The following is a 14,051-nucleotide window of genomic DNA, read 5'->3' on the forward strand; positions in this document are numbered from 1 at the left end:
CTTCGCCTCCGTCATACCCCAGGCCAACGGCCCACCATTACCGTCCCGTCCGCGCCTGCCCCCCCTCAGGCATCCTCACGGGATCCACACGGCGGGCACACGCACCGCCGAGGAGGTTATCCCACCGCCTCCACCACCCGGGCCCGGCTGGGGGCCGTCGTGACCAGGCACACTCTGGGCGGATGTCGGCCCGGCCCGCTAGGCTCATCACCGTTTCGTGCCCGTGTCGACGCCTCGAAGGGAGGCCACGTGTCCACATCCCGTGGCCCCGCGCCGGTCGCCGAGGGTGACCACTCCTTCTTCGCGTACGACGACGACACCGAGTGGGCGGACGTGGTGCTGCGTTCCGTGCACGCGGGACTGGGCAGCGGCCGACGGGTCCTGTGCGACGTCGACGCCAAGCCGACGGGTGTGGTCCTCGACGTGCTGAGGAGCGGCGGCATAGACGTGACCGCGGCCCAGGAGGGCGGGCGGCTGAGGGTGGCCACCTCGGGCGGCTTCTTCCGCCGGCATCTGCCCTTCGATCCGGACCGGGTCATCCCCCTGGTGCGTGCCGCGTGCGCCGAGGCCATCGCCGACGGGTTCGCCGGTCTGACGGTCCTCGAGGACAAGTCCTGGTGTGCCCGGGGGGTCCCCGGCGCGGAGCGGCTGCTGGAGTACGAACTGCGTCTGGATCGCGAGGTCTACGCGGATCTGCCGGTGACGGGGCTGTGCATGTTCGACCGCCGCGTCGTGCCCGCGCGCCTGGCGGGGCTCCTGAGCGGTGCGCACCACAGCGCGGTGTCCGCGACGGCGGAGCCCGAGCCGCGGCCCTTCACGGTCAGCGCCCTGCGGGACGGCGCGGGTGTCCGGCTCAGCGGCAGCGCCGATCTCGACAGCCGGTCGGACCTGGCCGCGGCGCTGGCCGCGATCACCGGGATTCCGGGGCCGACGGTCCAACTCGACCTGACCCACGCGACGTTCATCGACGCGGAGGCGGTCGCCGCCCTCGTCGAGGCGACGCATCGACTGCGCCGCCAGGGGCGACGCCTGATGCTCCACAACCCGCCCTACTCGCTGCGCCGGGTCGCGCAGCTGTTCCCGGACGAGTGTGGCGCGTTGGAGGTGCCCGTATGACCGACACCATCACCACGCGCCCCGAGGCGGAGACGTTCGTCCACCCCGCCCTCTTCTACCAGGGCCTGGAGGAGTACGTACGGGAGACGGGCAGCTTCGTCCGGGGCGCTCTCGCCGCCGACGAGCCGGTCTTCGTCGCCGTCCCGACGTCCCGGCTGGATGCCCTGCGCCAGGAACTGGGTCCGGACGCCGCCTCGGTCGACTTCGCCGACATGACCGAGCTCGGCCGCAACCCGGGCCGCATCCTCGCCGCCCTCCAGGGCTTCGCCGACCGGCACCCGGGCCGGGCCGCCCGGATCATAGGCGAGCCGATCTGGGCCGGCCGTTCGCGGGCCGAGATCTTGGAGGCGACCCGGCACGAAGCCCTGATCAACACCGCGTTCCACGACCGCAGGGCCACGATTCTCTGCCCGTACGACACGAGCTGTCTGCCTTCCTCGGTGATCGCCGACGCGAGACGCACCCATCCCACGCTGATCGAGAACAGCCGGACCGGGTCCAGTTCCGCGTATACCGCCGCCGAGGTCGTGTGCGCGGACTGCGATGTGCCGCTGCCCGAGCCGGATGCGGCCGAGGTGTGTCTGGAGTACGCGGCCGGTGACCTCGGCGAGGTCCGCGAGCAGGCGGACGCCTGGGCACGGCGGATGGAGCTGAGCCCCGCGCGCCGCGGTGACCTGGTCATCGCCATCAGCGAGGCGGCCGCCAACTCCGTCGCCCACGGCGGCGGAAGCGGCACCCTGCGCCTGTGGACCAGCGCGTGCGGCACAGCGGTCGCGGAGGTCCGCGACGGTGGCCGGCTGAGCGATCCACTGGCGGGGCGCCGTCGCCCTTCGCTGGCCTCCAGCAACGGCGGTCGCGGTCTGTGGATGATCCACCAGCTCTGCGACCTCGTCGAGGTCCGGGCCCAGGAGACCGGCCTCACCCTGCGTCTGCACGTCTCCCCCGCACACGTCTGAGGCCCCGCCGCGCCGCCCGCCCGGGCCGTTCGCCCCGGCCGCGGCGCCCTCGCCACCCCTGCCCCACCGCCTCCTCGCACCCCAGGGGAAATCTCCCTTCCACCCCGCATCAACAGGCTTTCTCGGGGCACCTGTCGAACACGGTGTACGCACCGTGACGACTCAAATGGACGTCGTGGAGAAAGCGAGGAACGCTGGTGGAGGATTCGGAATCCTCGATTCCTACGGCAAGCGCTTCACCCACGGACTTTGCGAGGCCCGCCATGGCACGGTTGATCACCCCCGACGCGCCGCCGGCCCGGTTCGGTGCCGCGGACCGGATGTGGCGCCTGCCCGGTGTGTACGCCCCGCAGGAAGACACCCGGCTGCTTGCCGACACCCTGCGCCGCGAGGGATCGCTGGCCGGAATGAACGTGCTGGACATCGGGACGGGCAGTGGCGCCCTGGCCCTGTGCGCGGCCCATCTGGGCGCGCGGGTGACGGCTCTGGACGTCGCTCGCCGGGCGGTGTGGAGCACCCGGATCAACGCCTGGCGCGCGGGGCTCTCCGTCGACGCCCGCCGCGGCAGCGTGGAAGACCTCGCCGGTCAGCGCTTCGACCTGATCCTCAGCAACCCGCCCTATGTGCCCGCCCCGCACCCCCTGCCGCCCGGCCGGGGCGCCGCGCGGGCCTGGGACGCCGGGGTCGACGGCCGCCATGTCCTGGACCGGCTGTGCGAGACCGCCCCCGCCCTGCTGGGCCCGCACGGTGTGTTCCTTGTGGTGCAGTCCGCCCTGAGCGGCACCGAGGCGACGGTGAGCAGGCTGGAGGCGGCCGGCATGCGGGCCAAGGTGGCCGACCGGACCCTCATTCCCTACGGGCCGGTCCTGCGCTCGCGCCTGGACTGGCTGCGCGACCGGCGCCTGGTCGGCCCGCACGACACGATGGAGGAGCTGGTGGTGATCCGTGCCGAACACACCTGACCGGCTCGACACCGACACCACGGCCCGGCGGGTCATGGTCGACCCGGGCGGCCCCGTCCTGATCGAGGGGCCCGTCGAGGTGACGGCGGCCGATGGCACGGTCGCCCGCTCGGACCGCTTCGTCGTCGCCGTCTGCACCTGCCGGCGCACCCGCACACCACCCTGGTGCGACACCAGCCACCGCCGTCGCACCCGCACCTCCGAGGCCCCGAAGGACACGCCGTGACCGTCCTGCCCACCCCCCGCGGCCCCCTGTCGCACGCCGTGATCACCGCTCTGGCCGACGGCCCGGGCGAAGGGCTGCCGGACACCTCCGCCGTCGACGCCGCCGATCCGTATGGCGACGACGCCCAACTCGCCCTGTACGCGCTGTACGAACAGCACTACCGCGGCTTCGACGGCGTACCGGACGAGCTCGAATGGGACCCGGCCCTGCTCGCCGTGCGCCGCGAACTGGAGCGCTCCTTCCTGGCCGCGCTGCGGGCCGACACCCCGGGCGGCCGCACCGCGGAGCAGGCGCTCGACGAGCTCCTCGTCGAGCCCGTCGACCAGACGGGCAGCGTCAGCCACCACCTGGCCGGCGAGGGCGAGTCGTGGCAGATGCGGGAGTACGTGATGCTGCGCTCGCTCTACCACTTGAAGGAGGCCGACCCCCATCTGTGGGTCGTGCCCCGGCTGCGCGGGCGCGCCAAGGCGGGCATGGTGGCCATCGAGTACGACGAGTTCGGCGCGGGCCGGGCCGACCGCATCCACTCCCAGCTCTTCGCCGACCTCATGGACGACCTGGGCCTGAACACCGACTACGGCCACTACCTCGACGCGGCGCCGGCCGAAGCGCTGGTGACGGTCAACCTCATGTCGCTGTTCGGTCTGCACCGCGCCCTGCGCGGCGCCCTGGTCGGTCACTTCGCGGCCGTGGAGATCACCTCCTCCCCCGGCTCGCGCCGGCTCGCCGCCGCGATGCGCCGACTGGAGGCAGGTCCGGCCGCCGAGCACTTCTACGCCGAGCACGTCGAGGCCGACGCGGTGCACGAACAGGTGGTCCGGCACGAGGTGGTGGCCGGTCTCCTCGCCGACGAGCCCTTCCTCGACGCCGATGTCGCCTTCGGCGCGGACGCCACGGGCTTCGTCGAGGACCGCCTGGCCCGCCACCTCCTCGCCGCCTGGGAAGAGGGACGTTCGGCCCTGTACGAAGGCCACGCCGTCTCGGCCGCGCGCCCCCGATAGCCCGGGGCGGCGCGCCGGGCACCGGCGTTCAGGAGCGATAGCGGTACGAGGCCACGCGGGAGCGGGCCTCCTGCTCGGTCAGGCCCAGCGCCTGGCCCACCGATTCCCAGGACACCTCGTCGGCCCGGGTGTGGAAGGCGGCCACCATGCCGATGCGGCCGGTGAGGCGTTCCAGGGCGGCCACCACGCGCAGCGCGGCGAGCGGGGCGTCGTCGGCCAGCACGCTCAGGCGGGCGTCCAACTGGCCCACCAGATCGTCCAGTTCGACCGGGACGGGGACGGTCCGGGCCTCGACGTGCTGGATGTGGTTCTGCCAGTCGGCGTACGGGCCGGGGACGACGGTGTCGTACGGCCGCTCGTCGTCCACCTGCGTCCAGTCGACGGGGTAGAGGGCGCTGCCGCGCCATCCGCAGGCGCACACACCGCGCAGATGGGTGGCGAGCGGGGCGTGCAGGGTGCCGTCGTAGAGCCACCAGTCGCTGGACGTGTAGCCGAACGAGCCGCTGCTGGCGTCGAAGTACAGCGGTTCGGGCTCGCTGCCGTCGGCCAGGACCGCACCCGCTCGGCCCGCGTGCGATGCCCCGAACTCATCGCTCTGCCACTCCATGGCACCCCTTTCCGGCGGGGCCGCGGTGCGGCCCACCTCACCGAGGATGCCCGAACCTCCGTGGCGACAACCGGCGAACGGAGACTCCCGGCCACCGGGGCCCCGTCAGGACGACGGGACCCCGTAGGGAAGGCGCATACCTGACGATCCGTCACGTTCTGTGCAGGAAAGGCGCTTTGGCCCGCCCACTCCGGTCAGTGCACCAGGGCGGCGAAGGTACCGGCCTCGTACGCACCTCCCTGCTGGTGCAGGATCACGGCGAGCCGGTTGGCCGCGTTGATCAGGGCGACCAAAGAGACAAGGGCGGCGACCTGGTCGTCGTCGTAGTGCTTGCGGACCTGGGCCCAGGTCTCGTCGGAGACGCCCTGGTGGGCGTCGGCGAGCCGGGTGCCCTCCTCGCTCAGCGCGAGCGCGGCGCGCTCCGCGTCGGTGAACACGGTGGATTCGCGCCAGGCCGCCACCAGATGGAGGCGGACCGCGCTCTCGCCGGCGGCCGTGGCCTCCTTGGTGTGCATGTCGATGCAGTGCCCGCAGCCGTTGATCTGGCTCGCTCGCAGCGCCACCAGCTCCTGCGTGGACTTCGGGAGCGTCGACTGCTGGATCACCAGGCCGGCGTTGGCGAACCGCTTGGCGAACTTCGAGCCGAGCTCGTTCTCGAACAGGTTCAATCGAGCGTCCATGACGTCGTCCTCACTCATCGTCGTTGGTGGTGCGTCGTTGGCGCCGTGCGCCGAACGAACACAAGACGCCGCCCGGCCGCACGCTGTGACAGACCGGGGATGTGACGCAGCCCACTGCCAACGGATGTCACAGCGGGGCGGGAGGCGGCATCTTGTGGGCGTGACACCCTCGGCAGCCAACAGACAGGAGCGGCCAGTGACGAGCGAGCACAGCGGAGCCGCGCGGGACACGACGACCGGGCGGGCCCTCGACGGCGAACCCCTGGACCCCGCCACCGAAGCCTTCGTCGCCCACCGCAATCTGCTGTTCACCGTCGCGTACGAGATGCTCGGCTCGGCGGCCGACGCGGAGGACGTCCTCCAGGAGACCTGGCTGCGGTGGGCGGGCGTCGACCTGGGCGCGGTGCGGGACCGGCGCGCCTATCTGGTCCGGATCACCACGCGCCAGGCGCTGGCCCGACTGCGGGCGCTCGTTCGTCGCAAGGAGTCCTACGTCGGCACCTGGCTGCCCGAGCCGCTGCTCACCGCCCCGGACGTGGCCGACGACGTCGAGCTGGCCGACAGCGTCTCGATGGCGATGCTCCTGGTGATGGAGACGCTCGCGCCGACCGAGCGCGCGGTGTTCGTGCTGCGCGAGGTGTTCGCCCTCGAATACGAGGAGATCGCCGGCGCCGTCGGCAAGAGCCAGGCCGCGGTCCGGCAGATCGCCCACCGGGCCCGGGCCCATGTCGCGGCGCGCCGGCCGCGCGGGAGCGTCTCGACGGGCGAGACCCGGGTCGCGCTCGACGCCTTCCAGCGGGCGGCGACCACCGGCGATCTGCGCGCCCTCCTGGACGTCCTCGCGCCGGACGTCGTCCTCATGGGCGACGGCGGCGGCATCAAGCAGGCCGTCCTGCGGCCGGTCCGGGGAGCCGACAAGGTGGCCCGGCTGCTCATCGCCGGTCTCGCCAGGACCCCTGCGGCCTCGCTGCGGCCCACCCGGGTCAACGGCCACCCCGCGCTCGTCCTCCACCTCGACGGCGAGGTCGACACCGTGGTGGCGGTACGCATCGAGGAGGGCCGCATCAGCGAGCTCTACGCGGTACGCAACCCGGAGAAGCTGTCGTACATGCGCGACGAGACCGTCCTGAGCCGCCGCACCACCTGAAGGCGAGGGCCCAACTGGGCGTCGGCGTCCGCGAGTTACGCCTCGCCCCGGGCCATGCGGATCAGCCGGTCCAGGACCCTGCCGTCACTGACGCGCAGCCCGTCGTGCTCCCACTCGTCGGTCACCCAGGTCCGCACCGCGCGTACCGCGTCGGCGGTGGCCAGGGAGTCGGCGGTGTCGACGTACATGTCGTCGTGATAGACGGCGGCGACCATCGGCACCTCGTTGGCCGCAAGGACCTCGGGGGCGTACAGGTCCGGCCAGTCCGTGCGCTGGGCCAGCAGCTCCGCGGTCTCGCGCAGCGGGCGCAGCGACGGATCGGTCTCGAACATCCAGGGGTAGATCATCTCGCCGGTGAGGCGGACGGGAGAACCGTCCGCGAGCGCTTTGGCGGCGTCGAACTCGGGGAACTCCGAGCGCACCCGCTCGGCGGCCCAGCCGGTCGGCCCCGGGTCCACCGAGCGCTGTCCGTAGATGGGCTCGTGCAGGACGGCGTAGAGCGGGCCGTCCGCGAAGGAGAGCTTCGCCTGGACGCCGGCCAGGAAGGTGTCGGAGAGTTCGGGGCCCCGGGCGCCGCCGATCCAGGCGTCCTCCAGGAGATAGTGCAGCAGGTCGGAGCCGCTGCCGGTGCCCAGCATCAGGCCGAGTGCCTGGAAGGCCTCGACGGTCAGCGTCCCGCCGCCCGGCAGCGCGGCCGGCGCGGCGAGCAGGTGCTCGGCGATCCGCTGGACGGCCTCGACGTCCCTTGGGTAGCGCGCGTAGTGGGCGGCGTTCTTGCGGGCGACGCGCGGATAGGCCGCCCGGTAGACGTCCGCGGCGCTGCTGCGCAGGCCCGCGAGGCCTCCGGTGATGAGCGCCTCGCGGAGTCCCTCGGGGGCGAGGGAGAGATATGTGAGCGTGCAGAAGCCGCCGAAGCTCTGCCCGAGCAGGCTCCACCGGCCCCGGTCGCCGAGCAGGGCGCGCCGGATGAGCTCGGCGTCGCGGACGATCGAGTCGGCGCGGAAGTGGGCGAGGTACTCGGCCTGCGCGGCGGCCCCGCCGCGCGACGGCAGGGTCTGCCGGGTGGCGGGCGTCGAACGCCCGGTGCCGCGCTGGTCCAGGAGCAGCACCCGATAGTCCTTGAGTGCCCGGTCGAGCCAGCTGTCCCGGCCCACCGGCCGCGCCGCCCGGCCGCCGGGGCCGCCCTGGAGGTAGAGCAGCCACGGGAGTTCCCGGCCTTCCTGGCCGGCCGCGACCACCTCGCGGGCGTACACCTCGATCCGCTCGCCGTCGGGGGCGCCGTGGTCCAGCGGAACCTGGAAGAGGTGGTCGGTCAGGACGACGCCCGGCTGTCGGATCACGACGGACATGGGACTCCTCGGTCGGTACGGGACGCGGCGGTACGCGCACGGGGTGCTGCTCTGTGGAGCGCGGTGCACCCGCATGATCTCCCGGGCCCACCCGGCCCCCGCAAGGGGCGAGGGGTCCGCGCGGGGTCCCGTATCTGAATCCGCGGGCACGCTGTGCGGCCCTCGCGCCCGCCGGTGGTGTACGAAGTCCTACGTGAACGAAGAGATCCCGCCGGCCACCGTCCGCGTGTTCATAGCGCTGGCCCCGCCCGACGACGCGAAGGACGAGCTGGAGCGGGCGCTGCTGCCCGCGTACGAGGCGTATCCGCGCCTGCGTTGGAACCGCGTCGAGGACTGGCACATCACTTTGGCGTTCCTGGGCGAGCTCCCGGCCGAAACCGCTCCCCTGCTGCGGCAACCGCTGGCGGAGCTGGCGGCAGCGCACGGCCCCCTGCGGCTGTCGCTGCGCGGCGCCGGGCACTTCGACGAGCGGGTCCTGTGGAGCGGGATCGAGGGGGACCTCGAAGGGCTGCACCGGCTCAACGGCGAGGTCCGGGACGTGGTCAGGGAGTGCGGTGTCACCTTCGAGGACCGGCCCCTGCGACCCCATCTCACCCTGGCGCGGGCCCGCCGCGCCGACCCCGGGGGCGTCAAGGAAATCGCCGCCGATTTGGCCGGCTTCGACGGCCGCCCGTGGACGACCGAGCGGCTGCACCTCGTCGCGAGCAACATCGGCCGGGGCCCCGGTCCCATCCACTACCGCGACATCGCGGCGTGGGAGTTCACCGGCGCCCTCTGACATCCGGCAGCGCCGGGGTCCGGTCACCGCTCCGAGACGGCCGGCGCCGGGGCCCGAAGCCCCCAACCGCCGCCCGCCTTGGCATACTTCGGCGATGGACAGGCCCCCGCCGCACTGGCACACCACGACCCACGACTGGGCGAACACCGTCGACGCCGAGCACCTCTCCACGATCCGCGGGGACCCGGCCGCGTTCGCGCCCGGCGGCCTGCGGCAGTTGGTCCTCGAAGTCGTCGCCTACGCGGCCGACGAGGCGGAGTCCAGGGGCGCGGGGCGGTGCGCCGTCACCCTCCTCGCCGATGGTTCGGTGTGTGTGGCGGACGACGGCAGGGGCACCGACACCCGTTTCGACGCCGAGGGCCGCGCCGTCAAGAAGCCGGTCATGGCGACGAAGGACCTCCGCTTCTTCGACCACCCGGACGCGCAGGCCCTCCCCGACGGCCATCCACGCCGTGGCATGTCCGTCGTCGCGGCGCTCAGCGAGTGGCTCGTCCACACCAATCGCCGCGAGGACGGCGCGTGGTCCCAGCGCTACGAGCACGGCGTTCCCACCACCGGCCTCTCCCCCGTCGAGAGCGACGGCACGACGGGGACGACCGTTCACTTCCGTCTCGCTCAACTCCCGGACTTCGAGATCGAGTTGGACGCGGACAACCTCGCCCGGTTCGTCTCGTCATGGCCACGCCTGGGGGTCGAGGTCCATGACCGCCGACCCGGCTGACCGGCGCAGCTGCCTGGGTGTGACACACCCGGGCAGCAACGGTTCGTACCGTCCTACGCTGGGCGCATGAGCGACAACGACCTGGGCGAGTTCCTTCGTGCGCGCCGTGCGGGTGTGCGGCCCGAGGATGTCGGGATGGTGAGCCACGGGGCCCGTCGGGTGCCGGGGCTGCGCCGCGAGGAGCTGGCCGTGCTCGCCGGTGTGAACGCGGACTACTGCGCCCGCCTGGAGCAGGGCCGCGAGCGCAACCCCTCGCCCCAGGTACTCAAGGCGCTCAGCCACGCCCTGCGACTCGACCCGGACGCCAGGGCGCATCTGTTCCGGCTCGCCAAAGCCGTCCCCGAGGACGATCGCCGCCCCGCCCCGGCAGGGGTGAGCGCGGCGCTGCGCCGGCTGATGGACGGCTATCCGCACACCCCGGCGTTGGTGATCGACCGCACGCTCGACGTGCTGGCCACCAACGCCCTGGCGGATGCGCTGTATTCACCGTTCGAGGCCGTGGACAACCTGGCTCGCATGGCCTTCCTCGATCCGGCCGCGCGGCGTTTCTACCCGGAGTGGGAGCGCACGGCCGAGGCGACCGTCGCCAACCTGCGCGAGGCCGTCGGCTGGGAGTCGAGCGGCGCGCGGCTGCGTGAACTCGTCACGGTTCTCGGCCGGCACAGCGCGGAGTTCGGCCGGCTGTGGACCGCGCACGCGGTACGCGGCAAGACCCGGGACGCCAAGCGGCTCCATCACCCGGAGGTGGGCGCGCTGATCCTCACCTACCACGCCTTCGACGTCCGGGACACCCCCGGCCGGCAACTGATCGTCTACCACGCGGAGCCGGGCTCCCCCACCGCCGATGCCCTCGGTCTCCTCGGCTCGGTGCACGCCACGGCCCGTCCGGGCGGCGCGCGGAGCTGACGGCGAGGGATGGATGCGGGGGACCGCACCCCGGCCCCCGGGGCTTTCGCGTGGTGTCAGCGGGCGCCGAGCAGGTGGTCCATCGCCAGCTGGTCCAGGTGCTCGAAGGCCATGCCCCGCGCCCCGGCCGCGTCGGCGTCGAAGTCCTCGAAGGCGGTCCGGTCGGCGAGGAGCGCGGCGAGGCCGTCCTCGGCGGTGGGCCGGGCCAGGTCGTCCAGACGGGCCGCGCGCAGCGCCTCGCGCACCTCGGGGTCGGCGCGGAAGGCGGCCGAACGCTCCTTCAGGATCAGGTAGTTGCGCATGTTGCCGGCCGCCGACGCCCACACGCCGTCCATGTCCTCGGTGCGCGGCGGCTTGAAGTCGAAGTGCCTGGGGCCCGCGTAGTCGGAGCTTTCGAGCAGGTCCACCAGCCAGAAGGCGTCGCGCAGATTGCCCGACCCGAAGCGCAGGTCCTGGTCGTACTTGAGGCCGGACTGGCCGTTGAGGTCGATGTGGAAGAGCTTGCCCGCCCACAGCGCCTGGGCGATGCCGTGGGTGAAGTTGAGCCCGGCCATCTGCTCGTGCCCGGTCTCGGGGTTCACGCCGAAGAGTTCGGGGCGTTCGAGCCGCTCGATGAAGGCGAGGGCGTGGCCGACGGTGGGCAGCAGGATGTCGCCGCGCGGCTCGTTGGGCTTGGGCTCGATGGCGAAGCGAAGGTCATAGCCCTGTTCGGTGACGTACTGGCCCAACAGGTCGAAGGCCTCCTTCATCCGGTCGAGGGCTACGCGCACGTCCTTGGCGGCGCCGGACTCGGCCCCTTCGCGCCCGCCCCAGGCGACGTAGGTGTGGGCGCCCAGCTCCACGGCCAGGTCGATGTTGCGCAGGGTCTTGCGCAGGGCGTACCGCCGGATGTCGCGGTCGTTGGCCGTGAACGCGCCGTCCTTGAAGACCGGGTGCGTGAAGAGGTTGGTGGTGGCCATGGGCACGACCAGGCCGGTGGCGTCGAGCGCCTGCCGGAACCGCTTGACGTGCGTCTCCCGCTCGGTGTCCGAGGCGCCGAAGGGGATCAGGTCGTCGTCGTGGAAGGTGACGCCGTACGCGCCGAGGTCCGCGAGGCGTTGGACGGACTCGGCGGGGTCGAGGGCGGGGCGGGTCGCGTCGCCGAAGGGGTCGCGACCCTGCCAGCCCACGGTCCACAGGCCGAAGGAGAACTTGTCCTCGGGGGTCGGGGTGAAGCGTTCCGTCATCCTCTTCGCCGCCTTGTCGCGAAACCGTCCGACGCATGTCGGAGCTATTCGTTTTCTGCCTTACCAAATACTGCACGATCGTCATCGCTTCCGTAACCCCGGACGTTCGCCTAATTTGGGTCCTGCATTTGTTCCCGGCACGGTCAAATGACCCATGCCTCTCTCAGACCCGCCCTCGCCCCGCAAGAGAAGGTGTCCCGGATGCCGCACAGCCCGGTCGTCATCGGCGTGGACAGCTCCACCCAGTCCACCAAGGCCCTCTTCGTGGACGCCACCGACGGAAGGACCCTCGCCGTCGGCCGTTCCCCGCACCGCGTCGACGGCTCGGCCGGGGCCCGTGAGACCGATCCCGAGCAGTGGTGGCAGGCGCTGCGGGAGGCCGTCGCGATGGGGCTGAAGGAGTCCGGCGTCCCGGCGTCCGCCGTCACGGGGATCGCGGTCGCGGCACAGCAGCACGGCCTGGTCGCCCTGGGCCGGGACCGGCGGCCGCTGCGCCCGGCCCTGCTGTGGAACGACACCCGCTCCGCGGCGCAGGCCGCCGCCCTCGTCGCGGCGCTGGGCGGCCCGCGCGCCTGGACCGACCCCACCGGCTCCGTGCCGGTCGCGGCCGTGACCGCCGCCAAGTGGCGGTGGCTGTGCGAGAACGAGCCCTCAACGGCCGCCCGGTGCACGGCGGTTCGCCTCCCCCACGACTTCCTCACCGAACGGCTCACCGGAGTCGCCGTCACCGACCCGGGTGACGCCTCGGGCACCGGCTGGTACTCCACCGCGACCGCGGCGTACGACCCCGAACTCCTCCAACTGCTGCGCCTGGCACCGGAGTTGCTGCCCACCGTGGCGCCGACGGGAGGCACCCGGGTGGGCACCCTCACGACGGGGGCCGCCGATGCGCTCGGTCTGCCGTCCACCGTCGTCGTGGCGGCCGGCACCGGCGACAACATGAGCGCGGCCGTGGGCCTCGGACTCGGCGGCGCCGGGCTCCTGGACCACCCCGTCCTCAGTCTCGGCACCTCCGGCACCGTCTTCGCCGCGACCCGCGCCCGTCCCGCCACCCCGGCGCTCAGCGGATTCGCGGCGACCGACGGCAGCCATCTCCCGCTGGCCTGCACCTTGAACTGCACGCTCGCCGTGGACCGCGTCGCCACCCTGCTCGGCCTCGATCGTGACGACGCCGAGCCCGGCGGCGAAGCCGTGCTGCTCCCCTATCTGGACGGCGAGCGCACCCCCGATCTGCCCGCCGCGTCAGGACTGCTGACCGGCCTGCGGCACACCACCACCCCGCGTCAACTCCTGGGCGCCGCCTACGAAGGCGCCGCCGTGACCGTACTGCGCGCCCTCGACGAGGTGCTGCGGGCCTGCGGTCTCGACCCGGCCTCGCCCGCCGTCGCCGAAAGGCCGCTGCGTCTGATCGGGGGCGGCGCCCAGGGACGTAGCTGGGTCGAGACGGTACGGCGCCTGTCCGGGCGGCCCGTCATCCTCCCGACCGGCACCGAGGTGGTGGCCGTCGGCGCTGCCGCACTCGCCGCATCGGCCGTCCTTGGCACCGACCCGGTCGCGCTCGCCCGCGCCTGGGGGGCCGGCACCGGCCCTGAACTGCCGCCTCTGGAACGGGACTTGGCGACCTGGGAGCGCGTCGGCTCGGTGATCGAGAGCGCGACGCCCGCACTGTTCGGCCCGGGAGGCGTCACGGACCCGGGCAGCGGTTGATCCACCCTCCTCCGGCCAGCGCCTCGACAGGTTGTCCGAAACTCGTACCATTACGGAACGTCACAGAGGTGAGTTTCCCAGATCATCAGGGCATGAGGACTACCAGGGGGTTTGTCGATCGGCCCCGCTTCGTGGCCCCTCCACAGGTCACGGAGAGTGAAAGATTCCGGATGTCGGGCGGTATCCGGGGACCGGGAACGCACCGGCGAACAAGAGACGGGCAGGCGCGACGTGAGCGCTGACGAATTCCCCTTCTGGCTGCGCACCCGCAGCGTGGGCGGCACCATCATCATCGAACTGCACGGCGAGCTGGACATGCTGGCCCATCGCGAACTCGGCCCGCGCGTCCACGCGTTGATCGGCCTGGCCGCCGCCGACGTGGTCCTGGACCTGCGCGCGGTGACGTTCCTCGACGCCGGCGGCATCCGGCTGCTCCTGGCGGTACGCGAACACGTGGCCCAACGCGGTGGCGTACTGCGGCTGATACGCGGCACACCCCGGGTGTCCCACATCCTGAGGATCGTCCGCCTGGACAACTCCTTCACGGTGCTCGACACCCTGCCGCGTGCCCTGGCCGAGGGTCCCGCGGTGGCCGACGACAGAAGAACGCCGACCTGATCGCCGGGCCGCCGCCGGGCCCGGTCGGCGCCCGCAAGGCGCTGAAGCGCG

At 72.7% G+C, this 14,051-nt stretch carries 15 protein-coding genes; 11 read left to right on the forward strand and 4 right to left on the reverse strand.

Annotated features, from left to right (window positions below; genetic code table 11):
* Positions 1-249: 249 nt before the first annotated feature.
* The 5 genes from DWB77_RS05290 to DWB77_RS05310 all read left to right on the forward strand — a co-directional run bounded on the left by DWB77_RS05290 (position 250) and on the right by DWB77_RS05310 (position 4,261).
* On the forward strand, positions 250-1,116 hold the full coding sequence (locus tag DWB77_RS05290; RefSeq protein ID WP_162952441.1) for an MEDS domain-containing protein: 867 nt from the start codon (positions 250-252) through the stop codon (positions 1,114-1,116).
* The gene (locus DWB77_RS05295; protein ID WP_120720131.1) at positions 1,113-2,072 is read left to right on the forward strand and encodes a sensor histidine kinase; all 960 of its coding nucleotides are present in this window, start codon (positions 1,113-1,115) and stop codon (positions 2,070-2,072) included. Before DWB77_RS05290 ends, DWB77_RS05295 begins: the two co-directional genes overlap by 4 nt.
* A 263-nt stretch (positions 2,073-2,335) precedes the next feature.
* Entirely contained in the window at positions 2,336-3,034 is a 699-nt protein-coding gene (locus DWB77_RS05300; RefSeq protein WP_120720132.1) for a HemK2/MTQ2 family protein methyltransferase, read from the forward strand.
* A complete protein-coding gene (locus DWB77_RS05305; RefSeq protein WP_246033416.1) occupies positions 3,018-3,260 on the forward strand; it encodes a CDGSH iron-sulfur domain-containing protein in 243 nt (80 codons plus the stop codon). The genes DWB77_RS05300 and DWB77_RS05305 overlap by 17 nt, the downstream gene beginning before the upstream one ends.
* Before the next feature lie 5 nt (positions 3,261-3,265).
* Entirely contained in the window at positions 3,266-4,261 is a 996-nt protein-coding gene (locus tag DWB77_RS05310) for an iron-containing redox enzyme family protein (RefSeq protein WP_174248677.1), read from the forward strand.
* A gap of 28 nt (positions 4,262-4,289) precedes the next feature.
* On the opposite strand, the gene DWB77_RS05315 is transcribed toward DWB77_RS05310, so the two are convergent.
* A complete protein-coding gene (locus DWB77_RS05315; protein ID WP_120720134.1) occupies positions 4,290-4,868 on the reverse strand; it encodes a hypothetical protein in 579 nt (192 codons plus the stop codon).
* Between the two features lie 194 nt (positions 4,869-5,062).
* Positions 5,063-5,548 carry a carboxymuconolactone decarboxylase family protein gene (locus tag DWB77_RS05320; RefSeq protein WP_120727386.1) on the reverse strand — a complete coding sequence of 162 codons (486 nt, stop codon included), beginning with the start codon at positions 5,546-5,548 and terminating at the stop codon, positions 5,063-5,065.
* Between the two features lie 196 nt (positions 5,549-5,744).
* Here DWB77_RS05320 and DWB77_RS05325 point away from each other — a divergent pair, with 196 nt between their 5' ends.
* Positions 5,745-6,695, forward strand: coding sequence for an RNA polymerase sigma-70 factor (locus DWB77_RS05325; protein ID WP_428985102.1), 951 nt, complete (start codon positions 5,745-5,747; stop codon positions 6,693-6,695).
* 35 nt (positions 6,696-6,730) lie between these two features.
* On the opposite strand, the gene DWB77_RS05330 is transcribed toward DWB77_RS05325, so the two are convergent.
* Positions 6,731-8,044, reverse strand: a complete 1,314-nt coding sequence (locus DWB77_RS05330; protein WP_120720136.1) for an alpha/beta fold hydrolase — start codon at positions 8,042-8,044, stop codon at positions 6,731-6,733.
* 193 nt (positions 8,045-8,237) lie between these two features.
* Here DWB77_RS05330 and thpR point away from each other — a divergent pair, with 193 nt between their 5' ends.
* The 3 genes from thpR (at position 8,238) to DWB77_RS05345 (ending at position 10,449) form a co-directional block, all read left to right on the forward strand.
* Complete coding sequence (thpR, locus tag DWB77_RS05335; protein ID WP_246033418.1) at positions 8,238-8,822, forward strand: RNA 2',3'-cyclic phosphodiesterase; 585 nt, start codon at positions 8,238-8,240, stop codon at positions 8,820-8,822.
* A 94-nt stretch (positions 8,823-8,916) separates the two neighbouring features.
* Positions 8,917-9,543 carry an ATP-binding protein gene (locus DWB77_RS05340; RefSeq protein WP_120720138.1) on the forward strand — a complete coding sequence of 209 codons (627 nt, stop codon included), beginning with the start codon at positions 8,917-8,919 and terminating at the stop codon, positions 9,541-9,543.
* Positions 9,544-9,609: 66 nt separating this feature from the next.
* Complete coding sequence (locus tag DWB77_RS05345; protein ID WP_120720139.1) at positions 9,610-10,449, forward strand: helix-turn-helix domain-containing protein; 840 nt, start codon at positions 9,610-9,612, stop codon at positions 10,447-10,449.
* 56 nt (positions 10,450-10,505) lie between these two features.
* Here DWB77_RS05345 and xylA read toward each other — a convergent pair whose 3' ends face one another.
* Complete coding sequence (gene xylA, locus DWB77_RS05350; protein WP_120720140.1) at positions 10,506-11,675, reverse strand: xylose isomerase; 1,170 nt, start codon at positions 11,673-11,675, stop codon at positions 10,506-10,508.
* Positions 11,676-11,876: 201 nt separating this feature from the next.
* On the opposite strand from xylA, the gene xylB reads away from it, so the two are divergent.
* Entirely contained in the window at positions 11,877-13,382 is a 1,506-nt protein-coding gene (xylB, locus tag DWB77_RS05355; protein ID WP_120720141.1) for a xylulokinase, read from the forward strand.
* A gap of 231 nt (positions 13,383-13,613) precedes the next feature.
* On the forward strand, positions 13,614-14,000 hold the full coding sequence (locus DWB77_RS05360) for an STAS domain-containing protein (protein ID WP_162952442.1): 387 nt from the start codon (positions 13,614-13,616) through the stop codon (positions 13,998-14,000).
* Positions 14,001-14,051: the final 51 nt, after the last annotated feature.

The organism is Streptomyces hundungensis, from assembly GCF_003627815.1.
In the GTDB taxonomy this organism is placed as follows: Bacteria; Actinomycetota; Actinomycetes; order Streptomycetales; family Streptomycetaceae; genus Streptomyces; species Streptomyces hundungensis_A.